Annotated in this window: 29 protein-coding genes; 22 read left to right on the plus strand and 7 right to left on the minus strand. The window is 71.6% G+C overall.

Translation table 11 applies throughout. The features are described from left to right. Positions 1-31: 31 nt before the first annotated feature. Together ACFPFQ_RS30055 and hisG are read left to right on the plus strand one after the other, a co-directional pair. Entirely contained in the window at positions 32-295 is a 264-nt protein-coding gene (locus tag ACFPFQ_RS30055) for a phosphoribosyl-ATP diphosphatase (protein WP_379624827.1), read from the plus strand. 49 nt (positions 296-344) lie between these two features. Beyond that, entirely contained in the window at positions 345-1,247 is a 903-nt protein-coding gene (gene hisG, locus ACFPFQ_RS30060; RefSeq protein WP_379624829.1) for an ATP phosphoribosyltransferase, read from the plus strand. Between the two features lie 24 nt (positions 1,248-1,271). On the opposite strand, the gene ACFPFQ_RS30065 is transcribed toward hisG, so the two are convergent. Beyond that, positions 1,272-2,171 carry a RecB family exonuclease gene (locus ACFPFQ_RS30065; protein WP_379625480.1) on the minus strand — a complete coding sequence of 300 codons (900 nt, stop codon included), beginning with the start codon at positions 2,169-2,171 and terminating at the stop codon, positions 1,272-1,274. Between the two features lie 88 nt (positions 2,172-2,259). Between ACFPFQ_RS30065 and ACFPFQ_RS30070 the strand changes: the two genes are divergently transcribed. The 4 genes from ACFPFQ_RS30070 to ACFPFQ_RS30085 all read left to right on the plus strand — a co-directional run bounded on the left by ACFPFQ_RS30070 (position 2,260) and on the right by ACFPFQ_RS30085 (position 6,238). Beyond that, positions 2,260-2,808 (plus strand): hypothetical protein, encoded by a 549-nt coding sequence (locus ACFPFQ_RS30070; protein WP_379624831.1) that lies wholly within the window; start codon positions 2,260-2,262, stop codon positions 2,806-2,808. A gap of 68 nt (positions 2,809-2,876) precedes the next feature. Next, on the plus strand, positions 2,877-3,746 hold the full coding sequence (locus ACFPFQ_RS30075) for a tRNA (adenine-N1)-methyltransferase (RefSeq protein ID WP_379624833.1): 870 nt from the start codon (positions 2,877-2,879) through the stop codon (positions 3,744-3,746). A gap of 160 nt (positions 3,747-3,906) precedes the next feature. Continuing rightward, positions 3,907-5,721: a proteasome ATPase gene (arc, locus tag ACFPFQ_RS30080; RefSeq protein ID WP_379624835.1), complete on the plus strand. Its 1,815-nt coding sequence runs from the start codon at positions 3,907-3,909 to the stop codon at positions 5,719-5,721. A gap of 118 nt (positions 5,722-5,839) precedes the next feature. Then, entirely contained in the window at positions 5,840-6,238 is a 399-nt protein-coding gene (locus ACFPFQ_RS30085; protein WP_379624837.1) for a VOC family protein, read from the plus strand. On the opposite strand, the gene ACFPFQ_RS30090 is transcribed toward ACFPFQ_RS30085, so the two are convergent. Then, the gene (locus tag ACFPFQ_RS30090) at positions 6,178-6,939 is read right to left on the minus strand and encodes a DUF6597 domain-containing transcriptional factor (RefSeq protein WP_379624839.1); all 762 of its coding nucleotides are present in this window, start codon (positions 6,937-6,939) and stop codon (positions 6,178-6,180) included. The two genes, ACFPFQ_RS30085 and ACFPFQ_RS30090, sit on opposite strands and share 61 nt — an antisense overlap. Positions 6,940-7,047: 108 nt before the next feature. Then, positions 7,048-7,605: a YceI family protein gene (locus ACFPFQ_RS30095; RefSeq protein WP_379624841.1), complete on the minus strand. Its 558-nt coding sequence runs from the start codon at positions 7,603-7,605 to the stop codon at positions 7,048-7,050. Positions 7,606-7,700: 95 nt separating this feature from the next. On the opposite strand from ACFPFQ_RS30095, the gene ACFPFQ_RS30100 reads away from it, so the two are divergent. Beyond that, on the plus strand, positions 7,701-8,222 hold the full coding sequence (locus ACFPFQ_RS30100) for a MarR family winged helix-turn-helix transcriptional regulator (RefSeq protein WP_379624843.1): 522 nt from the start codon (positions 7,701-7,703) through the stop codon (positions 8,220-8,222). 30 nt (positions 8,223-8,252) lie between these two features. On the opposite strand, the gene ACFPFQ_RS30105 is transcribed toward ACFPFQ_RS30100, so the two are convergent. Further along, positions 8,253-8,804 carry an NUDIX hydrolase gene (locus ACFPFQ_RS30105; protein ID WP_379624845.1) on the minus strand — a complete coding sequence of 184 codons (552 nt, stop codon included), beginning with the start codon at positions 8,802-8,804 and terminating at the stop codon, positions 8,253-8,255. A gap of 72 nt (positions 8,805-8,876) precedes the next feature. Between ACFPFQ_RS30105 and dop the strand changes: the two genes are divergently transcribed. From dop to ACFPFQ_RS30140, 7 genes are all read left to right on the plus strand, one after another. Then, on the plus strand, positions 8,877-10,394 hold the full coding sequence (dop, locus tag ACFPFQ_RS30110) for a depupylase/deamidase Dop (RefSeq protein WP_379624847.1): 1,518 nt from the start codon (positions 8,877-8,879) through the stop codon (positions 10,392-10,394). 155 nt (positions 10,395-10,549) lie between these two features. Continuing rightward, positions 10,550-10,747, plus strand: coding sequence for a ubiquitin-like protein Pup (locus ACFPFQ_RS30115; protein WP_379624849.1), 198 nt, complete (start codon positions 10,550-10,552; stop codon positions 10,745-10,747). Positions 10,748-10,816: 69 nt separating this feature from the next. Further along, positions 10,817-11,683 (plus strand): proteasome subunit beta, encoded by an 867-nt coding sequence (gene prcB / locus ACFPFQ_RS30120; RefSeq protein ID WP_379624851.1) that lies wholly within the window; start codon positions 10,817-10,819, stop codon positions 11,681-11,683. 3 nt (positions 11,684-11,686) lie between these two features. Then, complete coding sequence (gene prcA, locus ACFPFQ_RS30125) at positions 11,687-12,514, plus strand: proteasome subunit alpha (protein WP_379624853.1); 828 nt, start codon at positions 11,687-11,689, stop codon at positions 12,512-12,514. 46 nt (positions 12,515-12,560) lie between these two features. After that, a complete protein-coding gene (locus tag ACFPFQ_RS30130; protein WP_379624855.1) occupies positions 12,561-12,941 on the plus strand; it encodes a VOC family protein in 381 nt (126 codons plus the stop codon). 220 nt (positions 12,942-13,161) lie between these two features. After that, positions 13,162-14,193, plus strand: coding sequence for a LacI family DNA-binding transcriptional regulator (locus tag ACFPFQ_RS30135; protein WP_379624856.1), 1,032 nt, complete (start codon positions 13,162-13,164; stop codon positions 14,191-14,193). Beyond that, positions 14,190-15,470, plus strand: a complete 1,281-nt coding sequence (locus ACFPFQ_RS30140) for a glycoside hydrolase 5 family protein (RefSeq protein ID WP_379624858.1) — start codon at positions 14,190-14,192, stop codon at positions 15,468-15,470. The genes ACFPFQ_RS30135 and ACFPFQ_RS30140 overlap by 4 nt, the downstream gene beginning before the upstream one ends. A gap of 9 nt (positions 15,471-15,479) precedes the next feature. Here the strand turns inward: ACFPFQ_RS30140 and ACFPFQ_RS30145 are convergent, their stop codons facing one another. Continuing rightward, entirely contained in the window at positions 15,480-17,015 is a 1,536-nt protein-coding gene (locus ACFPFQ_RS30145) for a bifunctional phosphatase PAP2/diacylglycerol kinase family protein (protein ID WP_379624860.1), read from the minus strand. 66 nt (positions 17,016-17,081) lie between these two features. Between ACFPFQ_RS30145 and ACFPFQ_RS30150 the strand changes: the two genes are divergently transcribed. The 3 genes from ACFPFQ_RS30150 to ACFPFQ_RS30160 all read left to right on the plus strand — a co-directional run bounded on the left by ACFPFQ_RS30150 (position 17,082) and on the right by ACFPFQ_RS30160 (position 19,988). Further along, a complete protein-coding gene (locus tag ACFPFQ_RS30150; protein WP_379624861.1) occupies positions 17,082-17,903 on the plus strand; it encodes a siderophore-interacting protein in 822 nt (273 codons plus the stop codon). A gap of 164 nt (positions 17,904-18,067) precedes the next feature. Then, positions 18,068-19,429: a Pup--protein ligase gene (pafA, locus tag ACFPFQ_RS30155; RefSeq protein WP_379624863.1), complete on the plus strand. Its 1,362-nt coding sequence runs from the start codon at positions 18,068-18,070 to the stop codon at positions 19,427-19,429. 187 nt (positions 19,430-19,616) lie between these two features. Continuing rightward, positions 19,617-19,988 carry a DUF1304 domain-containing protein gene (locus ACFPFQ_RS30160; protein WP_379624865.1) on the plus strand — a complete coding sequence of 124 codons (372 nt, stop codon included), beginning with the start codon at positions 19,617-19,619 and terminating at the stop codon, positions 19,986-19,988. Between the two features lie 18 nt (positions 19,989-20,006). Here ACFPFQ_RS30160 and ACFPFQ_RS30165 read toward each other — a convergent pair whose 3' ends face one another. Next, complete coding sequence (locus ACFPFQ_RS30165; protein ID WP_379624867.1) at positions 20,007-20,255, minus strand: hypothetical protein; 249 nt, start codon at positions 20,253-20,255, stop codon at positions 20,007-20,009. An 81-nt stretch (positions 20,256-20,336) separates the two neighbouring features. Here ACFPFQ_RS30165 and ACFPFQ_RS30170 point away from each other — a divergent pair, with 81 nt between their 5' ends. The 5 genes from ACFPFQ_RS30170 (at position 20,337) to tatC (ending at position 23,963) form a co-directional block, all read left to right on the plus strand. Then, complete coding sequence (locus ACFPFQ_RS30170; RefSeq protein WP_379624869.1) at positions 20,337-21,341, plus strand: helix-turn-helix transcriptional regulator; 1,005 nt, start codon at positions 20,337-20,339, stop codon at positions 21,339-21,341. Further along, positions 21,338-22,306 carry a helix-turn-helix transcriptional regulator gene (locus ACFPFQ_RS30175; RefSeq protein ID WP_379624871.1) on the plus strand — a complete coding sequence of 323 codons (969 nt, stop codon included), beginning with the start codon at positions 21,338-21,340 and terminating at the stop codon, positions 22,304-22,306. The genes ACFPFQ_RS30170 and ACFPFQ_RS30175 overlap by 4 nt, the downstream gene beginning before the upstream one ends. Continuing rightward, on the plus strand, positions 22,303-22,488 hold the full coding sequence (locus tag ACFPFQ_RS30180) for a hypothetical protein (RefSeq protein WP_379624873.1): 186 nt from the start codon (positions 22,303-22,305) through the stop codon (positions 22,486-22,488). Before ACFPFQ_RS30175 ends, ACFPFQ_RS30180 begins: the two co-directional genes overlap by 4 nt. Positions 22,489-22,670: 182 nt before the next feature. Continuing rightward, positions 22,671-22,961 (plus strand): Sec-independent protein translocase subunit TatA, encoded by a 291-nt coding sequence (tatA, locus tag ACFPFQ_RS30185; protein ID WP_379624875.1) that lies wholly within the window; start codon positions 22,671-22,673, stop codon positions 22,959-22,961. Between the two features lie 66 nt (positions 22,962-23,027). Continuing rightward, complete coding sequence (tatC, locus tag ACFPFQ_RS30190; protein ID WP_379625482.1) at positions 23,028-23,963, plus strand: twin-arginine translocase subunit TatC; 936 nt, start codon at positions 23,028-23,030, stop codon at positions 23,961-23,963. Here the strand turns inward: tatC and ACFPFQ_RS30195 are convergent. Next, positions 23,956-24,927, minus strand: coding sequence for a helix-turn-helix transcriptional regulator (locus tag ACFPFQ_RS30195; RefSeq protein ID WP_379624877.1), 972 nt, complete (start codon positions 24,925-24,927; stop codon positions 23,956-23,958). The genes tatC and ACFPFQ_RS30195 overlap by 8 nt on opposite strands. Between the last annotated feature and the right edge of the window lie 55 nt (positions 24,928-24,982).

Below are 24,982 nucleotides of genomic sequence, written 5' to 3' on the forward strand. Positions count from 1 at the left end.
GAGAGACCACGCGATGGCAGGAGATACGCAGGTGAAGACGTTCGACGAGCTGTTCGCCGAGCTGACCGAGCGGGCCGCCAGCCGGCCGGCGGGTTCGGGAACCGTGGCTGCGCTCGACGCCGGCGTCCATGCGCAGGGCAAGAAGGTGCTCGAGGAGGCCGGCGAGGTGTGGCTGGCCGCCGAGCACGAGAGCGACGGTGAGCTCGCCGAGGAGATCTCCCAGCTGCTGTACCGGCTGCAGGTGCTGATGCTGGGCCGCGGCCTCACGCTCGAAGACGTCTACAAGTACCTCTGATCGGTCGCACAGCACTTTCGCACAGCACTACCGAGGAGAAAGTTCCGCCATGCTCCGCATCGCACTCCCGAACAAGGGCACTCTCGCCGAGCCGGCTGCGGCGATGATGCGGGAAGCCGGCTACCGGCAACGCTCGGACTCGCGTGACCTCAGCATGTTCGACGAGGAGAACGAGATCGAGTTCTTCTACCTGCGGCCCAAGGACATCGCCACCTACGTCGGTTCCGGCGACCTGCACCTGGGCATCACGGGCGCCGACCTGATGGACGAGTCCGGCAGCCAGGTGCGCCCGGTGATCGAGCTGGGCTTCGGCAACTCCAAGTTCCGCTTCGCCGCACCCGCCGAGGGCGTCGACGGCCGGGAGTGGAAGCTCGGCGACCTCGAGGGCAAGAAGATCGCCACCTCCTACCCGCGGCTGGTGCGGGCGCACCTGGCGCGGAGCCGGATCCGCGCCGACATCATCAAGCTCGACGGCGCCGTCGAGATCTCGGTGCAGCTCGGCCTCGCCGACGCCATCGCCGACGTCGTGTCGTCGGGTCGCACGCTGCGCCAGCACGGGCTGGCCGCGTTCGGCGACCCGATCGCGGAGTCACAGGCCACGCTGATCGAGCGCGAGCCCCGGCCCGACCGCGAGGAGTCGGCGGAGACCAAGGCCGAGAAGGGCGTGTTCTCGGCGCGTCTGCAGGGTGTGGTCTACGCGCGGCAGTACCTGATGGTCGACTACGACTGCCCGGAGTCGGTGCTCGAGCAGGCCAAGCGGATCACGCCCGGCATGCAGGCGCCCACGGTGGCGCCGCTGTCGGACAGTGGCTGGTACGGCGTGCGGTCGATGGTGCGCAAGCAGAACGCCAACAAGGTCATGGACGATCTCGCCACGCTCGGTGCGCGCGCCATCCTGACCTCGGAGATCCGGTCCTGCCGCGCGGTGGACGGCACCAACTTCGGCCGCTGAACGGGCGCGCCTGAGCACGCGCGCTCAGGCGCGATCGGCCGGTGTCTCCTCGCCGGGCTGCTCCTGCGGCCAGCCGGGGTAGGCCGGTGGGGTGCCCTCCCATGCCGGGCAGAGCGCCTTGTGGCTGCACCATTCGCACATGCGGCCGCGGTTGGGCCGGAAGTCGCCGGTCTCGCCTGCGGTGCGAATGGCCAGCCAGATCGCGTCGAGCGTGCGCTCGAAGCGGCGCAGCTCCTCCTCGTCGGGTTCGTAGGTGAGCGCCTCGACGTCGGCCAGGTACAGCAGGCGCAGTTGCGCGGGCACCACGCCGCGCAGCTGCAGTAGCGCGAGCGCGTAGAACTTCATCTGGAACAGCGCCCGCGCCTCCGACACCTCCCGGGGTGCCGTGCCCGTCTTGTAGTCGACCACGCGCAGCTGCCCGTCGGGGGCGACGTCGAGCCGGTCGACGTAGCCGCGCAGCAGCACGCCCGACGCGAGCTCGGTCTCCACCAGCAGCTCCCGCGACTCCGGCTCCAGCAGGCGGGGATCCTCGAGCCGGAAGTACGACTCCAGCAGCGCGCCTGCCGACTCCAGCCACGCCGGCAGCGCGGGATCGTCGGCATCGGTGAACAGCTCACCCAGCAGCGCGGGGTACTCGGCCCGGATGGCCTCCCACGCGGGCGCGACGAGATCGCGGGCCGCCGCGGGCAGGCGGTCGGGCGCCGGCAGCTCGTAGAGCCGCTCGAGCACCGCGTGCACGAGCGTGCCGCGGACCTGCGCGCGGGTGGAGCGCTCCGGCAGCCGGTCGATGGCCCGGAACCGGTAGAGCAGCGGGCACTGCTTGAAATCCCCGGCCCGCGACGGTGACAGCGCCGGGCGCCGCCGCGGCCGGACCGCTGCAGCGTCATCGGCGGCGACGTCGAGCGCTGTGCCGGGGGTGTTCATCACGCTTCGGAGCGTAGGCGGCGGCACCGACAGTGACGGGCCACCCCGGCCGGGGGAACCACCGGTCATCCCGCTAGCGTCCCGGACAGTGAAGACCCTTCGCGCCGCGATCGCGGTCGTGGCACTCGGAGCCGCGCTCACCGCCTGCGGCAGCAGGGTGCCCGGCATCCCGAACGCGGCCCCGGCGGCAGGGGCCGGGGCACCCCGGTCCGCCACGGGCGCGCCGACGGGCGGCCCGGCTGCTGCTCCCGATGCCGCCGGCACGCGCACCGGGGACGCCGGCGCCGTGGAGGCCGCGTTCCTCGGCTACCACATGGCGCTGCTGACGAGGGACTGGACGACGGCGTGCACCCTCGCGGCCCCCGCCACCGTCGCGAAGCTGCAGGAGAACCTGCGGACCCAGAGCGGGGTCACGGCTGCCACCTGCGAAGAGGCCTTCACCGCGATCTACGCCGACCCGGCGGGGGCCACCCGGGCCGACGCGATCCTCGGCAGCAGCCACATCGAGCAGGTCGACGTCGCCGGCGACACCGCCACCGTCGCCTGGTCGTCCACCTACAACGACCAGCGCTCGGTCACCACCTCGATGCTCACCCGCATCGCGGGCAAGTGGCTGCTGCTCGACACCCCGACCTGAGCATCCGAGCAGATGATCACTGGGCCCGGCCCGCGGCGGCGACCGGCGGACCGTTAGCGTTGCCGATCGTGTCCGAGACCCCACCGAACGTCGACGTTCCCGTGCCTGCCAGGGGCGGCCCGTTCCGCCCCGGCGACCGGGTGCAGCTCACCGACCCCAAGGGGCGGCACTACACCGTCACGCTCGAGGCCGGGGCGGAGTACCACACCCACCGCGGCGGGCTGCGCCACGACGACCTGATCGGCAACCCGGAGGGGAGTCTCGTCGTCTCCCCGACGGGCACGCCGTACCTCGCGCTGCGTCCGCGCCTGGCCGATTACGTGCTGTCGATGCCGCGGGGCGCCCAGGTGATCTATCCGAAGGACGCGGCCCAGATCCTGATGTGGGGCGATGTCTTCCCCGGAGCCCGCGTGCTGGAGGCCGGTGCGGGCTCCGGAGCACTCACCTGCTCGCTGCTGCAGGCCGTCGGACCGACCGGCAGCGTCATCTCCTACGAGATCCGCGACGACCACGCTCCGCATGCGGAGCGCAATGTGCAGCAATTCTTCGGCGGCACGCCACCCAACTGGTCCTTGCGCGTCGCCGATCTCGCCACTCACGACGGCGTGGCGGAACCGGTCGATCGGGCCGTACTCGACATGCTGGCACCATGGGAACAGCTCGACACCGTGGCGAAGTCACTCATCCCGGGCGGGGTGATCGTCGGTTACGTCGCCACCACCACGCAGCTGTCGCGGCTCGTCGAAGACCTTCGTGGGCAGCAGTGCTGGACGGAGCCGCAGGCGTGGGAATGCCTGGTCAGGCCGTGGCACGTCGTCGGGCTCGCCGTGCGACCCGACCACCGCATGCAGGGGCACACCGCGTTCCTGGTGACGGCTCGGCGGCTGGCCGACGGCGTGGTGCCGCCACGTCCGCAACGCAGACCGACCAGCAGATGACCGCATCCGGAGCAGTCGGTCTCGTAGGCTGTCACGAATCACCGACGATGCCACAGCGTCAAGGTGCCGACAGGCTGAGTGGTGGATCACCGGTTCGCCGCACGGCTGTTGTCGGCAATCGCAGGTACCGTATGGAAACGGAACACGGAGGGAGGATGCCGTGAACCCCTACGACGGTCCCGGCAGGCGTGAACCAGGTGATCACGGGGAGCTTTCGCCCGCAGAAGCCGCCGCACAGCTCCGCTTCCTCGAGGAGGAAGTGGCGCTGTTGCGCCGGAAGCTCACCGAGTCGCCGCGCCAAGCGCGCGTTCTGGAGCAGCGTCTGGCGGAAGCGGCAAGCCGCCTCGCGCAGCTCTCCGCTCGCAACGAGAAGCTCACCGAGACACTCAAGGAAGCGCGCGGTCAGCTGATCGCGCTGCGCGAGGAGGTCGACCGCCTCGCGCAGCCGCCCAGCGGCTACGGCGTGTTCCTCGCCCGTTTCCCGGACGAGACGGTGGACGTGTTCACCTCCGGTCGGCGGATGCGGGTGGCGGTCTCACCGGCCGTGTCCACCGAGGAGCTCAAGAGCGGCCAGACGGTGCGGCTCAACGAGGCGCTCACGGTGGTCGAGGCCGGTGAGTTCGAGCGCGTGGGCGAGGTCGTCTCGCTGCGTGAGGTCCTCACCGATCCCGGTGTCGACGGCCTCGCCGGTCGGGCGCTGGTGGTCGGCAACGCCGACGAGGAGCGGGTGGTGTGGCTCGCCGCCCCGCTCACCCTGCCGGCCGACCACATCGACTTCGTGCCGCTCAAGCCGGGCGACTCGCTGCTGGTCGACAGCAAGGCGGGCTACGCCTACGAGCGGGTTCCCAAGGCCGAGGTCGAGGATCTCGTGCTGGAGGAGGTGCCCGACGTCGACTACTCCGACATCGGTGGCCTGTTCCGGCAGATCGAGCAGATCCGCGATGCGGTGGAGCTGCCGTTCCTGCACGCCGAGCTGTTCAAGGAGTACGAGCTGCGGCCCCCGAAGGGTGTGCTGCTCTACGGCCCGCCCGGTTGCGGCAAGACGCTCATCGCCAAGGCGGTGGCCAACTCGCTGGCCAAGAAGATAGCGGCCATCCGGGGCGACGACCCGAAGGAGGGGCGTGCGTTCTTCCTCAACATCAAGGGTCCGGAGCTGCTCAACAAGTTCGTCGGTGAGACCGAGCGGCACATCCGCCTGATCTTCCAGCGGGCTCGGGAGAAGGCGTCGGCGGGTACGCCGGTCATCGTCTTCTTCGACGAGATGGATTCGATCTTCCGGACCCGTGGGTCGGGGGTCTCGTCCGACGTCGAGACCACGATCGTGCCGCAGCTGCTGGCGGAGATCGACGGTGTCGAGGGCCTGGAGAACGTCATCGTCATCGGCGCCTCCAACCGTGAGGACATGATCGACCCGGCGATCCTGCGGCCGGGCCGGCTCGACGTCAAGATCAAGATCGAGCGTCCGGACGCCGAGGCGGCCCAGGACATCTTCTCGAAGTACCTCACCGACACGCTGCCGATCCACGCGGACGACATCGCGGAGTTCGGCGGCAACCGCAAGGAGTGCATCGACGCCATGATCCAGCGGATCGTGGAGCGGATGTACGACGAGACGGAGGAGAACCGGTTCCTGGAGGTCACCTACGCCAACGGCGACAAGGAGACGCTCTACTTCAAGGACTTCAACTCCGGCGCCATGATCCAGAACATCGTCGACCGTGGTAAGAAGTCGGCGATCAAGGCGGTGCTCGAGACCGGGGCTCCCGGCCTGCGGGTGCAGCACCTGCTCGACGCGATCGTCGACGAGTTCGCCGAGAACGAGGATCTGCCCAACACCACCAACCCCGATGACTGGGCCCGGATCTCGGGCAAGAAGGGCGAGCGGATCGTCTACATCCGCACGCTCGTCACCGGGAAGAACACCGAGACCGGTCGCGCCATCGACACGGCCTCCAACACGGGCCAGTACCTCTAGGTTCGTCAGTCCGGCACCGGCCGGGGTCCTCGCTCTGCGGAGCGCGGGCCCCGGCCGTCGTCGTCCGGTGTCCGATCCGTTCACGACGGTGCGGACCCGCGGCCCTAGCGTGGGTGCCATGAGGATCGAAGCACGCCTGGACGTGGTCGGAGTGGTGGTCGCAGACATGGCGAAGTCGCTGGCCTTCTACCGCGCTCTCGGGCTCGACATCCCCGCCGACGCCGATGGCGAACCGCACGTCGAGGTCGGGATCGCGGGTGGGCTGCGGCTCGCGTTCGACACGGAGTCGACGATCCGCTCGTTCCACCCGGAGTGGCGGGCCGTCCCCGGCGCGGGACGGATCGGGCTGGCGTTCGCCCTGCCCGACCCCGCCGGTGTGGACGCCCTGTACGCCGCGGTGGTGGCGGCGGGGCATCCCGGTGTGCTGGCGCCGTTCGACGCCTTCTGGGGCCAGCGCTACGCGACGGTGAGCGACCCGGACGGCAACGGCGTGGACCTGTTCGCCCCGCTGGGGTGAGGGTTTCGGCTCAGCCGGCTCGGCGCCACGCCCGCGAGCGCGCGAACCTCGCGTGACAGGTGCGGCTGGTCGGCGTACCCCGCGATGGCGGCGGCATCGGCGAGGGCGACGCCGCCGTGGAGCAGCGCGGCGGCGCGGCGGAAGCGCAGCACCCGCCGCAGCACGGCGGGCCCGTACCCGAACGCCGCCAGGCTGCGGCGGTGCAGGGAGCGGGTGGTCCAGCCCAGCGCGTCGGCCACCTCGGCCGCGGTCTCACCACGGTCGAGGCGCGTGACAGCGGCTCGCACCTCGGTACCGGCCGGTTCGCCGGGTAGGGCCATCGCCAGCCCGGCGAGCGCAGCGGCCGGTGCGGCCCCGTACTCGAGGCGGGCCATGGCGTCGCGGGCGAGCACCGGGTGCAGGTCGGCGACCGGCACCCGCTCGTCGCGCAGCGCCTCGGCCGGGACGCCCAGCAACGCGGGCAGCATGCCGGGGGCGAACCGCAGCCCGGCCGAGCACACCCCCGGCTCGCGACGCACCGGATGGGCACGCGTATCGGGGCCTGCGACGACCAGCGCCGAACCGGTCCAGACCAGATCCATGCAGGCGTCGGGCAGCACCGGCTGCAGCTGGGCCGGCTCCCCGGGCCCGACCTCGGCGACCCAGCAGCACTCCACCGCACCGCGCAGGGCGGTGGGGGCGGGCAGCTCGCGGTAGGTCACGGGGCCAGGGTAGGCCCCGAGCAACTGCCCCAACGCATGAACGGCACCTCCGGGGTCACCGGATGTGCCGTTCGTGCGGGGTCCTGATCAGGGGATCAGGCCGGTCGGTCAGGCTGCGCGGAGCACGCCCTCGATCTCCAGGTGGATCTGCACCTTCTCGCTCACGACGACGCCGCCGCCGTCGAGCGGCATCGCGATGTCGACGCCGAAGTCGCTGCGGTTGATCGTGGTGGTGGCGGTGAAGCCGGCGCGCGTGCCGCCGTAGGCGTCGGGTCCGAAGCCGCCCAGCTCGAGCTTGAGGGTGACCGGGCGGGTGACGCCCTTGATGGTCAGCTCACCGTCGACGGCGTAGTCGTCGCCGTCGGCGCGCACGGCCGAGGAGGCGAACGTCCAGGTCGGGTGCTTCTCGACCTCGAAGAAGTCGGCCGAGCGGATGTGCTCGTCACGCTGGTCGGTGCCGGTGCTGATCGACGTGGCGTCGATCGTCGCGTTGACCTCCGATGCGGTGATGTCCGCGCCGGTCACGATCGTGCCGCTGAACGTGGCGAACCGACCGCGTACCTTGCTCACCATCATGTGGCGGACCGAGAAGGAGACGTCGGAGTGAACCGCGTCGATGTCCCAGGTGCCGGCGATGTAGCCGGGGATCTGTGTCGCTGTGGTCATGGGGAGGACCTCCGCAGGTTTTGTTGAACTCTCAGGTGTTGAGAGGGACACTAGCTGAAACGTGTTGAGGGTTCAACTATTCCTGGAGGTGTGTTGTGTCGGCGACACGATGGTTGGACGCGCACGAACAAGGGACCTGGCGCAGCTTCCTCACCGCCAACCGGTTGCTGTTCGACGGTGTCGAGCGCCAGCTCCAGCAGTGCGCCGGGCTGCCGCACGCGTACTACGAGATCCTGGTGCGCCTCTCCGAAGCGCCCGGCCGAACGCTGCGGATGAGCCAGCTCGCCTCGACGTCGCTGTCGTCACGCAGCCGGCTCAGCCATGCCGTCGCGCGCCTGGAGGAGGCCGGCTGGGTGCGCCGCGTGCCCGCGCCCTCGGACCGCCGTGGAGCCAACTGCGAGCTCACCGACGCCGGGATGGCCCGGCTGGAGGAGGCCGCTCCGGGGCACGTGGAGGAGGTGCGGGCGCTGCTGTTCGACGCGCTGTCACCGGAGCAGGTCACGGCGCTGCGCGACATCAGCGAGACGCTGGTGGCCCACCTGACGGACTCGCCGCTGTGGCCCGCCGTCGGCGACGGTGTCGCCGGGAGCGGCGCGGTGGGGTCGGCCACCCCCTGACCGGCGGGCGAGCCCACCGGCCCCCAGCCGTCAGCAGCTCGGAGGCATCGATACTGCCGGTGTCGCCGGGCCCCGCCGGGCCAGCCATCTGTCGATCCCCATCCGCCCGTCCGGCACGAAGGGCCAGCGGGAGGGGGCGGCGAGCCGTGCGCGCAGCTCGTCGAGCGTGACCCAGCCGGCCCACGCGACCTCCTCGGGCTGCAGGGACAGGGGTCCGTCCCAGCGGGTCTCGAACGTGAACATGTGGCAGCGCACCCCGGCGGCGTCGAACGCGAAGTGCTCGAGCGCGGTGAGCGGCACGCCGCGGACGCCCAGTTCCTCGGCCAGCTCGCGGCGGGCCGCGGCCTCGATCGACTCGTCCGGCCCGATGACCCCGCCCGCCCAGCAGTCGTGCAGTCCCGGCCAGATCAGCTTGTCGGCCGTGCGGCGGTGCAGCAGCACCCGCTCGCCGTCGACACTGCGCAGCAGCACCCCGGTGGCGCCGTGCCACAGCCCGTCGCGGTAGACGACACCCCGTTCGGCCGAACCGATGACGCTGCCGGACGGGTCGTAGACGGCGATGATCTCCTCGGCGGCACCCACCTGCCCATCTTCCCCGGCCCGCTGCGGGTGCTGCGGATAGGCTCAACCCATGAGCTCGCATGAGGGTCGTTCATGACCGCCCGCCGCATCATGGGCACGGAGATCGAGTACGGCATCTCGGTACCGGGCGACCCCACGGCCAACCCCGTCATCACCTCCACGCAGGTGGTGCTGGCCTACGCCGCCGCGCAGGAGATCCCGCGCTCGCGCCGCGCCCGTTGGGACTACGAGGTGGAGTCGCCGCTGCGCGACGCCCGTGGCTTCGACCTGTCGGCCCCCACGCTGCACACCAACACCGACAACGAGCTCGACGACCTGGGTGCGGCCAACGTCATCCTCACCAACGGCGCCCGGCTCTACGTCGACCACGCCCACCCGGAGTTCTCCACGCCGGAGGTCACCACCCCGCGCGACATCGTGATCTGGGACAAGGCGGGGGAGCGGGTGATGGAGGAGGCCGCGATGCGCTCGGCCACCGTGCCCGGGGCGCCGCGGATCCAGCTCTACAAGAACAACGTCGACGGCAAGGGTGCGAGCTACGGCTCCCACGAGAACTACCTGATGGCCCGCCAGACCACGTTCCCGTCGATCGTGGCCGGGCTCACGCCGTTCTTCGTCACCCGGCAGGTCGTGTGCGGGGCGGGACGGGTCGGCATCGGCGCGTCCGGTGACGAGACGGGCTACCAGCTCTCGCAGCGCGCCGACTACATCGAGGTCGAGGTCGGGCTGGAGACCACGCTCAAGCGCGGCATCATCAACACCCGCGACGAGCCGCACGCCGACGCCGACAAGTACCGCCGCCTCCACGTCATCATCGGCGACGCGAACATGAGCGAGTACTCCACTCTCCTGAAGGTGGGGACGGCCGCGCTCGTTCTCGACATGATCGAGAAGGGGGTGCGGTTCGACGAGCTGCGCCTCTCCGAGCCCGTGCGATCGGTGCACCGGATCAGCCACGACCCGTCACTCAAGGTGCTCGTCGACCTGGCTGACGGGCGCAAGATGACCGGCCTGGACATGCAGCGCGCCTACTTCGAGAAGGCCCAGAAGCACGTCGAGAACACGATGGGTGCCGACGTCGACGACGCCACCGCGGAGGTGCTGCAGATCTGGGGCGAGGTCCTCGACGACCTCGGCCGCGATCCGCTCAGCACCGCCGACCGGCTGGACTGGACGGCGAAGCTGCGGCTGCTGGAGGGTTACCGCGAGCGCGACGGCCTCACCTGGGACGCGCCGCGCCTGCACCTCGTCGACCTGCAGTACACCGACGTCCGCATGGCGAAGGGCCTCTACAACCGTCTCGCCACGCGGGGCTCGATCAAGCGGCTGGTGTCCGAGGACGACGTGCTCGACGCCATGCACAACCCGCCGGAGGACACCCGCGCCTACTTCCGGGGGCGGTGCCTGGAGCGCTACCCGACCGAGGTGGCGGCGGCGTCGTGGGATTCGGTGATCTTCGACCTCGGCCGCGAGTCGCTGGTGCGCATCCCCACCCTCGAACCCCTGCGCGGCACCCGCAAGCACGTGGGTGAGTTGATCGACAACTCGCGCACGGCCGAGGAGCTCGTCACCGCCCTCACCCGGGGCTGAGGGCGGGAGAAACCCCGTCTCAGCCTGCGACTCGCCAAGGCGCAACCCCGCAACGGCGGGCGTGTCGCCGATCGGCTGGGTACTGTTCATGTATCGGGTTCCGGGATGCCGCGCGGGTGCGCAGCGGCCGGCACCGGATGCGAGGAGGAGGACCGATGTCGCAGGAACAGACCAAGCGCCAGGGTGGCGGCGGCGGAGACGACGAGGGCGGTTCCGACGCGGCAGCGGCCGGGCAGGAACGCCGTGAGAAGCTCGGCGAGGACGTCGACACGATCCTCGACGAGATCGACGACGTCCTCGAGGAGAACGCCGAGGACTTCGTCAGGGCCTACGTCCAGAAGGGTGGCGAGTAGCAGCAGGCGCTCCGGCACCCGCTCTACCCGCCAGACCGCACGCGCACGAGGAGAGGCACGCACCTGACCATGGAGTCCTGGCCGCCGGTCACCCCGTCCGGGCTGGGCGCGTACCTCGCGCCCGGTCCGTCGTCTTTCACCGACTTCCTCGCCGTGCACGCGCCTCAGCTGCTGCCCGGTCGCCTTCCGGAGGGGCTCGCACCACGCCACCTCGGGGCGGGCGCCGGGCACCCGCTCGACATCCCGCACGGCACCACGATCGTCGCGCTCACCTACTCCGAGGGCGTCGTCATCGCGGGCGACCGCCGGGCCACGTCCGGCAACGTCATCGCCCAGCGTGACATCGAGAAGGTGTTCGTCACCGACGAGTACTCGGCGGTCGGGATCGCCGGTGCCGCCGGCATGGCACTGCAGATGCTGCGCCTGTTCACCGTCGACCTGGAGCACTACGAGAAGACCGAGGGCGTGTCGCTCTCGCTCGACGGCAAGGCCAACAAGCTGGCCGGCATGGTGCAGCAGAACCTCGGCGCGGCCCTGCAGGGCTTCGTCGTGGTGCCGCTGTTCGTGGGCTACGACACCGATGCGGAGCCGTCGAAGGCCGGCCGCATCGTCACCTACGACGCCACCGGTGGCCGCTACGACGAGTGGGGCGGCTACCACTCCGTCGGATCGGGCTCGGTGTTCGCGAAGTCGGCGCTGAAGAAGCGCTACGACCACGCCGCCGACCTGCCCACCACGGTGCGCACCGCGATCGAGGCGCTCTACGACGCCGCCGACGACGACTCCGCCACCGGTGGACCCGACCTCACGCGGCGGATCTTCCCCGTGGTCGTCAGCATCACCGGTGCCGAGGGCGCGGTCCGTCGCCCGGAGGCCGAGATCGAAGCCGTGGTCCGCGAGGTCGTGGCCGGCCGTACCGAGAACCCGGGGGGCTGAGCCATGACGATGCCGTTCTACTCATCGGTCGACCAGCTGCTGCGCGACCGGTCGGAGCTGGCCCGCAAGGGCATCGCCCGCGGCCGCAGCGTCGTGGTCCTGACCTGCACCGACGGCGTGCTGTTCGTCGCGGAGAACCGCTCCAGCGCGCTGCACAAGGTCTCGGAGATCTACGACCGCATCGGCTTCGCCGCCGTCGGTCGCTACAACGAGTTCGACAACCTGCGCACCGGTGGCATCCGGATGGCCGACGTGCGTGGCTACGCCTACGACCGGCGCGACGTCACGGGCCGGATGCTCGCCAACGCCTACGCGCAGTCGCTCGGTTCGGCGTTCGTCGAGCAGCAGAAGCCCTACGAGGTGGAGCTGTGCCTCGCGGAGGTGGGTGTCACCTCCGATGCCGACCAGCTCTACCGCATCACCTACGACGGCTCCATCACCGACGAGCCGCAGTTCGTGGTGATGGGCGGCACCACCGAGCCGATCAGCGCGAAGCTCAAGGAGATCTACCAGCCGGGGCTCGGGCTGGCCGAGGCCATCGCGATCGCGGTGGAGGGACTGCAGGCCGGTGCGGCTCCGGGTGCGGCCCCGAGCAGCACCAGCGCCAACGGTGGCACCGCCGCACCGCGGGTGCTGGGGGTCAGCGCGCTGGAGGTGGCCCTGCTCGACCGGGCCCGGCCGCGTCGCACGTTCCGGCGCATCACGGGCACCGTCCTGCGTGACCTGTTGCCCACGGCCAACCAGGAGGTCGACGCTCCGGCGCCGACGTCCGACGAGGCCGTCGGCGGCGACGACACCGCGGCCGGTGGCGGGGACGACTCCACGAGCTGATCCATCCCTTGACCTGCAGTCGGGTCGAGGTCGCATGCTGGTGGACATGGCCATCGAGCTGAACCACACCATCGTCGCCAGCAAGGACAGGCGCAGCGCTGCGCGGTTCCTGACCGAGGTGCTCGGCCTTCCCGAGCCCGTCTCGTTCGGGCCGTTCGCGGTGGTGGCGCTGCACAACGGCGCCAACCTGGACTTCATGGACAGCGCCTCCGAGATCACGACGCAGCACTACGCGTTCCTGGTCTCGGAGGCGGAGTACGACGCCGTCACCGCCCGGGTGGCGGATCGGGGCGTCGCCACGTTCGCCGATCCGGGGCATCGCAGGCCGGGCCACAACACCCATGACGGTGGCCGGGCCTGCTACTTCGACTCGCCCGACGGGCACAACCTCGAGGTGTTGACCCGCTCGTACGGCAGCGGGGGCTGAGCGCGCCCGGTGGGGTGATCAGCGCGGGCACCATGAGTTGCAGGAAAGCCACTTTCCTGCCACGTCGTTGCGGGAAAGTGGCTTTCCTGCAACGGGGTACGGCTGGGGCCCACGGTATCGATAAACCGGTATAGTGCGGAAACGCATCGGGCCCCTCGGACGACTGCCAGTGGTCGGGCCCGGCACCGGCGGCGGCCCGATCGGGTGGGAAGGACTGCGGGTGGCCAAGCGACGGCCCAGGATCGACGACATCGCCGTGCGCGCAGGCGTCTCGAAGGGCGCGGTGTCGTTCGCGCTCAACGGCCGGCCGGGCGTCAGCGAGGAGACCCGCAGGCGGATCCTGGAGATCGCCGCCGAGCTCGACTGGCATCCCAACAGCGCTGCCCGCAACCTCGGGCGCTCCAAGACCGACGTCGTCGGGCTCGTCATCGCGCGCCCGGCGCGGACGCTGAGCGTGGAGCCGTTCTTCGCGTTGCTGACCTCGGGCATCCAGGCGGCGCTCGCGCAGAGCGGGCTGGGGTTGCAGATGCAGATCGTGGAGGACGTCGCGGCGGAGATCGGCGTCCACCGGCGCTGGTGGAACGAGCGCCGTGTCGACGGGCTGATCCTCATCGACCTGCAGGTGGACGACGCCCGCATCCCGGTGCTCGAGGAGCTCGGCGTGCCCGCTGTCGTGGTCGGCGGGCCCGGGCGCCACGGCACCGTCGCGAGCGTCTGGGCGGACGACCGCAAGGCGATGACCACGATCCTCGACCACCTGCTCGAGCTGGGCCACGAGCGCATCGCCCACGTCGCCGGACCGCCGCAGTTCCTGCACACGCAGCGCCGTCACGAGGCCGTGACGGCCGTCGCGCAGCGCCTCGGCAGCGCCACCGTCACCACGGTGAACACCGACTTCAGCGACGGTGAGGGCGCCGCGGCCACCCGGCAGCTGCTGGCCGCCCCGGTGCCGCCCACCGCGATCGTCTTCGACAGCGACGTGATGGCGCTGGCCGGGCTGGGGGTGGCCCGGGAGCTGGGCCTCGACGTGCCGCGGGACCTGTCGATCGTCGCCTTCGACGACTCGATACTGACGCGGCTGACCCACCCGTCGATCACGGCGCTCTCGCGCGACACGTTCGACTTCGGTTTCCAGGTGGCCAGCGCCCTGATCGACCAGCTCGACGGCGGTGCGCCCGTGCTCGAGCGCGAGCAGGTGACCCCACAGCTCGCGGTGCGCCAGAGCACCGCGCCCCCCGCTCGCACGACGTGAGGCAACCGACCTCCATGCCGCCCCGCTTCGGCGTCAACTACACCCCCCGCACGGGCTGGTTCCACCACTGGCTGGACTTCGACCTCGACGCGGTGCGTGCCGACCTCGACGCCATCGCCGCGCTGGGCGTCGATCACGTGCGGATGTTCGCGGTGTGGCCGCTCTTCCAGCCCAACCGCGGGCTGGTCCGGCCCGCGGCCCTGCGTCAGCTCGGCGCCATGGTCGATGCCGCCGCCGAGCGCGGGCTCGACGTGAGCGTCGACGGGCTGCAGGGGCACCTGTCGAGCTTCGACTTCGTCCCGTCGTGGGCCACCACCTGGCACCGGCAGAACCTGTTCACCGCCGACGGCGTGGTGGCCGGTCAGGCCGCCTACCTGACCGCGATCGCCCGGGAGCTGGCCGGGCGGCCCAACTTCCTGGGCATGAGCGTCGGCAACGAGTTCTCCCAGTTCGCGGGCGCGCAGCACCCCGAGCCGTCGACGTTGACGGTGGCCGAGGCCGAGCACTGGCTGCGCACGATGCTGGCGGCGTGCACCGCGGGTGCACCGCACGCCGAGCACCACCACTCCGAGTACGACGCCGCGCTGTTCGATCCGCAGCACCCCTTCACCCCGCAGTTGGGGGCCCGGCACGGCGCCCGCACCACCGTCCACTCGTGGATCTTCAACGGCACCGCGCGCCGCTACGGCGGGCTCAGCGAGCAGAGCGTGCGGCTGGCCGCGTACCTCGTGGAGCTGGCGAGGGCGTACGGCACCGATCCGCACCGCGAGGTGTGGTTGCAGGAGATCGGCGCGCCGGCCCCGCACGTCAGCGCGGCCGAGGCGCCCGAGTTCGCCCGGCGCACGCTCGAGCACGTGCTCGACTGTCACGGCCTCTACGGCGTGACGTGGTGGTGCTCGCACGACGTGGGCCGCGAGCTGCTCGACTTCCCGGAGCTGGAGTACTCGCTGGGCCTGATCGACCAGCAGCAGCGCGTCAAGGCCACGGGCTCGGTCGTCGCGGCGTTCGCCGGGGCACGATCGGCGCTCGCCGCGCCGGCAGCGCGCGCGGTCGGTCTCGTGCTCGAGGCCGGCGCCACCTCCGGCGACGACCTGCACGCACCGTTGCGTGCCACCTGCGCACCCGGTGGCGCGTTCTTCGAGGCCTGGATGGACCTGGCCATCGCGGGCCACCGGCCGGCGGTGGTGCTCGCCCCGTTCGCCGCGGATCCCGCCCACCTGACCGCCCGCGGCATCACCCACCTCATTCAGCCGGCCGAGGTGCACGCCGGAACCTGACGACCGCGGTCAGGTGCGCTGGAAGGGCCGGGCGCGTCCGGTCCAGCGGTCCTCGTCGCGGCGGTACACGGGGATCGGGTCGGGGGAGATCCGGAAGGTGAACCGGCTCGCCTTCGCCACCACCTCGCCGTCGGTGGCCAGCCGAGCGGGCCTGGTGAGCTCGATCTCGACCTGCGGCACCTCGATCTGGTGGTAGACGCGGCTGTGGGCCAGCGCCCCGAACACGAGACCACCGACCGCGCGGGTGCGGGCGAAGCGCAGGTCAGCGCGCAGCCAGCGGACGTCGAGCAGGCCGGAGTCGAGGGAGGGCCGCCAGGCCGGAACCATGCCGCGGGGGTGGTAGGGCCCGTTGCCGATGAAGATCAGCCACACCGACGTGGGCGTTCCGTTGATCGTCATCTCGACCGGCTGGTTGCGGCGCAGCATCGCCACGAGTGCCACGGCGAACGCGGGCCACTTGCCCCACTTGCCCTCCCAGCGCTCCCGCAGCCGCACGAGGTCGGGGTAGGCCCCGATGCTCGCGGTGTTGAGGAAGGGGCGGGCGTGGTCGCCGGTGGCGTCGTCGCCGTCGTGGACGTCGACGACGCCGATGTCGACGGCGACGGCCTGGCCCGACGTGCCGGCGTCGACGGCTTCCTGCATGTCGTAGATGCCGACGTCGCGGGCGAAGTGGTTGAGCGTGCCGGTGGGCACCACCACGAGCGGCAGCTTGCGGCGCGCGGCGACCGCGGCAGCAGCGGCCACCGTGCCGTCACCGCCCGCGACCCCGACCGCCTGCACCCAGCCCCCGCGGGCCGCGACGGCCTCGTCGAGCTGCTCGTCGAGGTCGCGGTCGGGATCGGCCCGGATCACCACGGCGCCCGGCAGGGCCGCCTCCAGCTCGCCTGCGGGGTCGACGTCGGCGTCGCCGGAGCGCTGGTTGGACACGATCACCAGGCCCTCGCCGCCGGGGAGCTCCGGTGCGGTGTCGATCGGGCGGGCGCGCGCCTCGTCCTGCTCCCGCACGGGCCACCAGCGGCGCGTGGCGAGCGCGACGCCGGTGCCCACCGCGGCACCGGCGAGCACATCGGTGCTCCAGTGCACGCCGTTGTGCACCCGCGAGTACGCGACGGTGGCGGCGATCGGGATCACGGCCATGCCCAGCCGTGGGCTCTCCAACGTGACCGCGGTGGCGAAGGCGGCAGCGGAGGCGGCGTGCCCGGACGGGAACGACGAGGACCGGGGCGCGTTGGCCAGCGTCCGGTAGCCCGGCAGCTCGTCGGCGGCGGGTCGGCGGCGCGGCAGCAATGGCTTGAACACGGCGTTGGACAGCGTGCTGGCTCCGGCGATGGACGCGAGCGCCCGCGCGGCGGCCTTGCGGCTGGTGCCGCGGCGGCCGGCGAGCAGTGCCGCGACGGCGAACCACAGCAGGCTGTGGTTGGCCGCGACCGACGTGCCCTTGAGCACCCCGTCCAGGCGCGAGGGCGGGAAGGCGGCGACGGCACGGGTGATCGCGTGGTCGGCGTCGTCGATGGTGCGTCCGGCACGCCGGATCCAGGAGAACACCAGCCGACCCTACGGGAGACATCCTGCCCTTTCCGGACGGAGTTCAGTGAGGTTAGCCTTGCCAATATGACGCGTGACGAACCGGACATCCAGCCCTACGAGGTGGAGGTGGTCGGGGTCCGGCCGCTGACCCCGAGCATCGTCCGGATCGAGGTGCAGGGCGCCGCACCCGAGCCGCTCGGCGTCCCGGACGAGGGCTGCGTGCTGCACGTTCCGCTGGCCGGGGGTGGGCGAGACACCGATGGTCGCTGGTACACGGTGCGCGCCTGCAACGGCAGCCGCCACACGTTCGACATCGTCACGCACGAGGGCGGGATCGGCGCCTCCTGGGCCCGGCGGGCCACCGTCGGGGACCGGATCGGCATCTCCGGTCGCCAGAGCTGGTTCAAGCGTCCAGCCGACGCGCGGTGGCAGGTGCTGATCGGTGACATCGCCGGGCTCCCCGCGATCTCCCGGATCGCCGAGGAGGCCCCCGCGGGGGTGGCCACCACGGCTGTCGTCGAGGTGCCGACGGCCGCCGACCGGTTGCCGATCGAGCGGGCCGCCACGACCTGGGTGCACAACCCCGACCCGGCAGCCGGCAGCAGGCTCGAGGAGCTGGCCCGCGGCATCGACCTGCCCGTCGGGTCGGGTTACGTCTACGTCGCGGGGGAGGCGGCCGCCACCCGCGGGGTGCGGAAGTACCTGCGCCACGAGCTGGGCATGGCCGCCGGCACGTACGGCGTCGTCGGGTACTGGCGGGTCGACGCGGAGCGCTGGCGCCGGCGCTACGAGAGCTCGGTCGAGGTCTACGAGAAGGCCTGGGAGCACGCCGAGCAGGCGGGCCGGGACGAGGAGGAGTCGGCGGACATCTACGAGGCCGATCTCGCGAAGGCGGGCCTGCTGTGAGCCGATCCCGTACGGTGCGTCGCCGCCCGGGTCGGCATTCCCCCTGATCGGCCGCTTGCCGGACATCCCGGCAGCTGTGTCGGCGTGGCCGACCGACGCGACGCGCCGGAATCCGACCGTCTCAGTCGTGACATCTGCGGGCCCTCTCCGCCTACGCTGGGGGGATGCAGCGGCGGATCTACGGTGTGGAGACCGAGTTCGGGGTCACCTGCACCTTCCACGGCCAGCGGCGCCTGTCCCCGGATGAGGTGGCGAGGTATCTGTTCCGCCGCGTCGTCTCCTGGGGACGTTCGTCGAACGTGTTCCTGCGCAACGGCGCGCGGCTCTACCTTGATGTCGGCAGCCACCCCGAGTACGCCACCGCCGAGTGCGATTCCCTCGCCCAGCTCGTCGCCCACGACAAGTCGGGGGAGCGGATCCTCGAGGATCTGCTCGTCGACGCGGAGCGCCGGCTGATCGACGAGGGCATCGGCGGCGACATCTACCTGTTCAAGAACAACACCGACTCGGCGGGCAACTCCTACGGCTGCCACGAGAACTACCTGGTCGCTCGCGCCGGCGAGTTCTCCCGGATCGCCGACGTGCTGCTGCCGTTCCTCGTCACGCGCCAGCTGATCTGCGGCGCCGGCAAGGTCCTGCAGACGCCGAGGGGAGCCGTCTACTGCCTCTCGCAGCGGGCCGAGCACATCTGGGAGGGTGTCTCGAGCGCCACCACCCGCTCCCGCCCGATCATCAACACCCGCGACGAACCGCACGCCGACGCCGAGCGCTACCGGCGCCTGCACGTCATCGTCGGCGACTCGAACATGTCCGAGGTGTCGCTGCTGCTCAAGGTCGGCTCCGCCACCCTTGTCCTGGAGATGATCGAGGCGGGTGTCCAGTTCCGCGACTTCACCCTCGACAACCCGATCCGCGCCATCCGCGAGATCAGCCACGACCTCACCGGCCGCCGCACCGTCCGGCTCGCAGGCGGGCGGGAGGCCAGCGCACTCGACATCCAGCGCGAGTACTACGCCCGCGCCGTCGAGCACGTCGCCACGCGCGGCTCCGAGGACCCCATGATCGAGCGGGTGCTCGAGCTGTGGGGCCGCACGCTGGACGCCATCGAGTCGGGCGACCTGTCCCGGATCGACCGCGAGATCGACTGGGCGATCAAGCACCGCCTGATCGAGCGCTACCGCGCGCGCAACGACATGGACATGGCCAACCCGCGCGTCGCGCAGCTCGACCTGGCCTACCACGACATCCGCCGCGGCCGTGGCCTGTTCGACCTGCTGCAGCGCAAGGGCATGGTCGACCGCGTCACCGACGACGGTGAGATCGAGGCGGCCAAGGACACTCCGCCCCAGACCACCCGGGCCAAGCTGCGGGGCGACTTCATCGCCGCCGCGCAGTCGGCCGGGCGCGACTTCACCGTCGACTGGGTGCACCTCAAGCTCAACGACCAGGCCCAGCGCACCGTGCTGTGCAAGGACCCGTTCCGGGCCGTCGACGAGCGGGTGGACCGGCTGATCGCGTCGTTGTAACGGCCCTCGCAGCAATCCGGGGCCTGGCGCGTGCCGGACGAGTGATCAACGCCCACAGGTTCCGGTTCGATCATGAGCCAGTGCGCGCTCGACCACCGGCACCTACTCGGCGCGGCGGGGGCAAGCGGCGAGAGAGGCACGGCCCACGGGCGCTACTGTGCGGCTCCCTGATCTTGTGGAGGACCCCGTGCTGATCGCCGCAGACGTTTTCATCGCGCTCGTTGCGCTGATCCACATCTACATCGTGGTGCTGGAGATGTTCCTGTGGCGCACGCCCCGGGCCCGGGCGGCTTTCGGGACCAGCGAGGCGGAGGCCGAAGCCACCGCCACGCTGGCCGCCAACCAGGGTCTCTACAACGGCTTCCTCGCCGCCGGTCTCATCGTGTCGCTCATCGTCGGCGGCCCGGCGACGGTCGCCGGGTTCGCGCTGGCGGTGTTCTCGCTGGCCTGTGTCGTGGTGGCCGGCATCTACGGCGCGGCCACCGTGAGCGTGCGGATCCTGCTCGTGCAGAGCGTGCCGGCCGCGATCGGACTCGTCCTGTCGTTCCTCGCGCGCTGACGGGCTGCCCCACCGGGCTCAGGCAGGCGGCTCACCGAGCATCCGGGTCCTGATCGCTGCCAGCTCGTCCTGCACCGTTGCCGAGGTGACGGTCTCGTCGTTGCGTCCGGGGTCGATACCGAGCGTGCGCAACAGCGCGGTGGCCGGTACGGCCGGATCACCGCCCTCACCCAGCACGGGGTGCAGCCCCTGGTCGACGAGATGGTGGAACACGAGGTTGACGACTGTCCACGGGCTGAACGTCTCCGCTGCCGGTACTGCTCCCATGACACCAGAGGGTGGAACCGCCGACGTCCCAGGTCAAGGCCGCGGGTGTTCCAGACTGAGACGGCGGATAAGATTCCCGGGGTGTCCTCCGCACGGGCCGAGCGTCTGGTGAACCTCGTGCTCTGCCTGCTGTCCACCCGGCAGTTCCTCACTGCCGAGCGCATCCGTTCGATCGTGCCCGGTTATGCCACGGCGCCGAACGACGAGGCGTTCTTCCGCATGTTCGAACGCGACAAGACCGAGCTGCGTGAGCTGGGCGTTCCGCTGGAGACCGGACGCACCTCCACCTTCGACGCCGTCGACGGCTACCGCATCGCGCGGCAGGACTACGAGCTCGCCGAGATCGACCTGGAACCCGACGAGGCCGCCGCCGTCGCGCTGGCCGGCAGGCTGTGGGATTCCCCGGCGCTGGCCGGGCCCGCCCACGGGGCACTGGTCAAGCTGCGAGCGGCCGGGGTCGAGGTCGACGAGGAGCAGGGCCGCGTCCAGCCGCGGGTGCGGGCTGCAGATCCGGCCTTCGCGCCGCTGCTCGCCGCGGTGCAGGCCGGCCGCGCCGTCACGTTCCTGCACCAGCGGGGCGGCCCCGGCGGCGAGGTCGTCCAGCGCACGGTCGAGCCGTGGGGCGTCGTGTCCTGGCGCGGACGCTGGTACCTGGTCGGTCACGACCGGGGCCGCGACGCGCCGCGCTCGTTCCGCGTGTCGCGGATCAGCGAGCCGGTCACCCCGATCGGTCCGCCCGGTGTGGTCACGGTGCCGGCCGGGGTGGACCTGATGACGATGGTGCGCCGCAACGTCGAGCCCGCCCCGGTGTCGGGCACCGCCCGGGTCTGGGTCGCAGCCGGACGCGCGCACGGGCTGCGCAGGCTGGGCCGGATACTCGGCCCGTACCAGCACGGTGGCCGGCCCGGCGACGAGCTGGAGATGGACCTGCGCGGCGTCGACACCGTCGCGCGCTGGCTCGCCGGTCACGGCCCCGACGTCGCGGTGCTGCAGCCGCCCGCGCTCGCCGACGCCGTGCGGGCGCTCTGGGTGGCCGCGGCGACACCGGCGGGCGAGCCCGCCGAGGTTCCCACGGGCGCGCCGTGAGTACCGGGGGCGTCGCCGACCGGTTGCCGCGCCTGCTGTCGCTGGTGCCCTACTTCCTCGGCAGGCCCGGCATCCCGATCGCCGAGGCCGCCGCCGACTTCGGCATCACCGAGAAGCAGCTGCGCCGCGACCTCGAACTGCTGTGGATGTGCGGGCTGCCCGGCTACGGCCCCGGTGACCTGGTCGACCTGTCCTTCGCCGGTGACACGGTCACCGTCACCGAGGACGCCGGGATGCGCCGCCCGTTGCGCCTGACCACCGCCGAGGCCACCGCCCTGCTCGTGGCGCTGCGCACGCTGGGTGACGTGCCCGGCGTCGTCGACACCGCCGCCGTGCAGCGGGCCACCGCGAAGATCGAGCGAGCCGTCGGTGACGCCGGCCTCGGTGGGCTCGCGGTGGCCATGTCGAGCATGGAGGAGGACACCACCGCCGCCGTGCGGGAGGCGCTGGCCGGCGGGCGGGCACTGCGCATCACCTACTACACCGCGGGCCGCGACGCGATCTCCCAGCGCACGATCGACCCCATGCGGCTGCTGATCGTGGAGGGTCGCGGCTACGTGGAGGCGTGGTGTCGCCGGGCCGAGGCGGTGCGGCTGTTCCGCCTCGACCGGGTCGAGGACGTCACGGTGCTCGACGAGCCCGCAGCGCCGCCGCAGGACGCCGAGCCCACCGACCTCTCCGAGGGCCTGTTCCGGCCCAGCGCCGAGCACCGCTACGCCGTGCTGCTGCTGGAGCGGGAGGCGCTGTGGGTGGCTGAGTACTACCCCGTCGACGAGATCGTGGAGCTCGAGGGTGACCGCGCCCGGGTGCTGATGCGCTTCGCCGACCCGGCCTGGCTGGTGCGGCTCGTGCTCGGCCTCGGCGGCGCCGCGCGGGTGCTGGAACCGCCCGAGCTGGCCGACGCCGTCGGCCGCCGGGCCCGGGAGGCGCTGGCCGTGGCCGGCGAGGAGGTGGGGCAGCCGTGAGCGACTTCGTTTCGGCCATCGGGATGCTCGTGCTCGGCGTGGTGTTGCTGGTGGTGCTCCTGTTGGTGTTGCTGCGCCCGCCGCTGCGGCGGTTCCTGCAGGCCAGGGCGCGGCTCGGCACCGAGGTCGGCACGCGGCTCGCGGTGCTGCGCAGCCTGTCGGACGAGCGCAGGCTGCGCTGAGCTCGTCGATCCGGGTGAACCGTCGCGGGCCGCGGCACGAATGAGGGGTGTCGCGATCACCGACACCGGTGCCGCGACGCGCACGGCGTAGACTGCGCTGGATTTCTCCTGGGGGAAGGGTTTCTCCGCGGGAGAGGGCATTTCTCGGGGATCCACTCCCCACGGGCGGAAGGACTGGTGCCATGCCGAGCCTCGGTGGCTGGGAGATCGTGATCATCCTGGGCGTGCTGGTGCTGCTCTTCGGCGCCAAGCGGCTGCCCGACATGGCCCGTTCCATCGGGCAGTCGGCGCGCGTGTTCAAGGGCGAGATGAAGGGCATGAAGAACGACGAGCCCGAGACGCCCGCGGCGCAGGCCACCCCGCCCGCACCGCCTGTCGCGCCGGCCCCGCTGCCGGCCGCCAGCACGACGGAACCGCCCGCGGCGCCGTCCACCCAGAACGCGTCGGGGCAGCCCGGCAGCAACGCGCAGTAGCCTGCGGCGGTGCCCAAGATCTCCTTGCGCCGAGGTGGCCGGAAGCCGGCCAACCCCGACGGCACGATGTCGCTCATCGAGCACCTCTACGAGCTGCGCTACCGGATCACCATCGCGCTGATCGCGATCGTGATCACCACGGTGTTCGGCTACATCTGGTTCGACGTGGCGTTCTTCGGCGCCCCGAGCCTGGGCAACATCCTCAAGGAGCCCTACTGCTCGATCCCGGCGTCGTCACGCGCGGTGTTCACCGCCGACGGCTCCTGCAAGCTGATCGGCACCGGCCCGTTCGACCAGTTCACGCTGCGCCTCAAGGTCGGCGTGCTGGCCGGGGTGGTGCTGGCCTGCCCGGTGTGGTTCTACCAGCTGTGGGCGTTCATCACCCCGGGTCTGTACGCCAAGGAGCGCCGCTACGCGCTCACGTTCGTCTCGTGCGCCGCGGTGCTGTTCCTCGCGGGTGCGGTCCTCGCGTTCTTCGTGGTGTCGCAGGGGCTGGCGTTCCTGCTCACCATCGGTTCCGAGGTGCAGACCACGGCGCTGTCGGGCGATTCCTACTTCGGGTTCGTCATCGCGCTGCTGCTGATCTTCGGGGTCAGCTTCGAGCTGCCGCTGCTGGTCGTGATGCTCAACCTGGTCGGCGTCGTCAGCTACGCCAAGCTCAAGGCGTGGCGCCGCGGCCTGGTCTTCGGCCTGTTCGTCTTCGCCGCCGTCGCCACCCCCGGCCAGGACCCGATCTCGATGACGGCGCTCGCGCTGGCGCTGGTGCTGCTGTTCGAGATCGCCATCCAGATCGCGCGGGTCAACGACGGGCGCAAGGCCAAGCGCCGCGAGGCGGAGGGCTGGGACAGCTGGGATCCCGACAGCCCGTCACCGATCGACACCACCCCGAGCGCCATCGACACCAGCCCGAGCATGGTCAACACCTCGCCGGCGCCGCTGCCGTCGGCGGTGCCCACACCGGAGCCGGTGGAGCGCCCGCAGCGCCTCGACGACGTCACCTGAGCGGTGGGTCCAGCGCGCTGCTCAGGCGCTGGGCCACTGCCGCGACCGCGGCACGCAGCTCGGGCCCGCCCTCCACCTGGAAGGGCAGCGGGATCCCGGCCAGCCATTCCCCGGCGTACATCCGGGGATTGCTGGTGGCGCCGACCAGTACGCACCGCTGCCCCTCGTCGAGGGGTTCGAGCCGGCCCATCGGCGCGGCCGCGTAGCGGGCGACCTCGGCAGCGGGCGCGTCGAACACGACCCGGGTCGCGAACTCCCAACCGGTCGCGAGGTGCTCCTCGAGCAGCCCGGCGGCGTCCAGGTCGGCCGGTACCCGGAACCCCTCGGTGCCCTGCGCGGCCGCTGTGATCCGGTCGACGCGGTAGGCGCGGACCGCCTCGACCCGCAGCGAATGGCACAGCAGGTACCAGTAGCCGTGGCGCACCACCACCGCCCAGGGTTCGACCTCCTCGTGCCACTCCCGCCCCGATGCGCTGCGGTAGCCGATGTGTACCCGTCGCTGCGCGTCGACCGCGTCGACGAGCGCGCTGGTCGTCGCCGGGTGGGGACGGTTGTCCTCGCGGACGGGTACGGCGGTGGCGTGTGACCGCAGGGTGGCGGCCTCCCGGCCAACCCCCTCCGGGAGCGCGCGGATGATCTTGCCGAGGGCGGCGCCGACCGGGTCGGCGGGGTCGGCGGCCGCGTGGTGCCCGTCGAGCACCGCCATGACCAGCCCGAGCGCCTCGGCGGCACTGAAGATCAGCGGCGGCAGTCGCAGGCCCCGGCCCAGGCGGTAACCGCCGTAGGGACCTCGCTCCGCGTCGACGGGGATCTCGGCCTCCCGCAGGATCGCGATGTAACGCCGGGCCGCCCGCCCGGTGACACCGAGCTGCTCGGCGATCTGGTCGGCGGTGATGCCGGGCTGGGCCTGCAGCAGCGCGAGCACGCGCAGCGCCCGCGCCGTCGGGCTCGCGTCCCTCGTCACGGCGAACAACGTATTGCGGAAGGAGATCGTCCGGTACGTCTCCTACGCTCGCGGC

This window comes from Pseudonocardia sp. GCM10023141 (assembly GCF_042653605.1).

What these genes read in the sequence shown, in the direction of transcription:
- hisG (WP_379624829.1), top strand. Translation starts at nt 345, where the DNA reads ATGCTCCGCATCGCACTCCCGAACAAGGGCACTCTCGCCGAGCCGGCT.
- ACFPFQ_RS30065 (WP_379625480.1), bottom strand. Translation starts at nt 2,171, where the DNA reads ATGAACACCCCCGGCACAGCGCTCGACGTCGCCGCCGATGACGCTGCA.
- ACFPFQ_RS30085 (WP_379624837.1), top strand. Translation starts at nt 5,840, where the DNA reads ATGAGGATCGAAGCACGCCTGGACGTGGTCGGAGTGGTGGTCGCAGAC.
- ACFPFQ_RS30095 (WP_379624841.1), bottom strand. Translation starts at nt 7,605, where the DNA reads ATGACCACAGCGACACAGATCCCCGGCTACATCGCCGGCACCTGGGAC.
- dop (WP_379624847.1), top strand. Translation starts at nt 8,877, where the DNA reads ATGACCGCCCGCCGCATCATGGGCACGGAGATCGAGTACGGCATCTCG.
- ACFPFQ_RS30115 (WP_379624849.1), top strand. Translation starts at nt 10,550, where the DNA reads ATGTCGCAGGAACAGACCAAGCGCCAGGGTGGCGGCGGCGGAGACGAC.
- prcB (WP_379624851.1), top strand. Translation starts at nt 10,817, where the DNA reads ATGGAGTCCTGGCCGCCGGTCACCCCGTCCGGGCTGGGCGCGTACCTC.
- prcA (WP_379624853.1), top strand. Translation starts at nt 11,687, where the DNA reads ATGACGATGCCGTTCTACTCATCGGTCGACCAGCTGCTGCGCGACCGG.
- ACFPFQ_RS30130 (WP_379624855.1), top strand. Translation starts at nt 12,561, where the DNA reads ATGGCCATCGAGCTGAACCACACCATCGTCGCCAGCAAGGACAGGCGC.
- ACFPFQ_RS30150 (WP_379624861.1), top strand. Translation starts at nt 17,082, where the DNA reads ATGACGCGTGACGAACCGGACATCCAGCCCTACGAGGTGGAGGTGGTC.
- pafA (WP_379624863.1), top strand. Translation starts at nt 18,068, where the DNA reads ATGCAGCGGCGGATCTACGGTGTGGAGACCGAGTTCGGGGTCACCTGC.
- ACFPFQ_RS30165 (WP_379624867.1), bottom strand. Translation starts at nt 20,255, where the DNA reads ATGGGAGCAGTACCGGCAGCGGAGACGTTCAGCCCGTGGACAGTCGTC.
- tatA (WP_379624875.1), top strand. Translation starts at nt 22,671, where the DNA reads ATGCCGAGCCTCGGTGGCTGGGAGATCGTGATCATCCTGGGCGTGCTG.
- tatC (WP_379625482.1), top strand. Translation starts at nt 23,028, where the DNA reads ATGTCGCTCATCGAGCACCTCTACGAGCTGCGCTACCGGATCACCATC.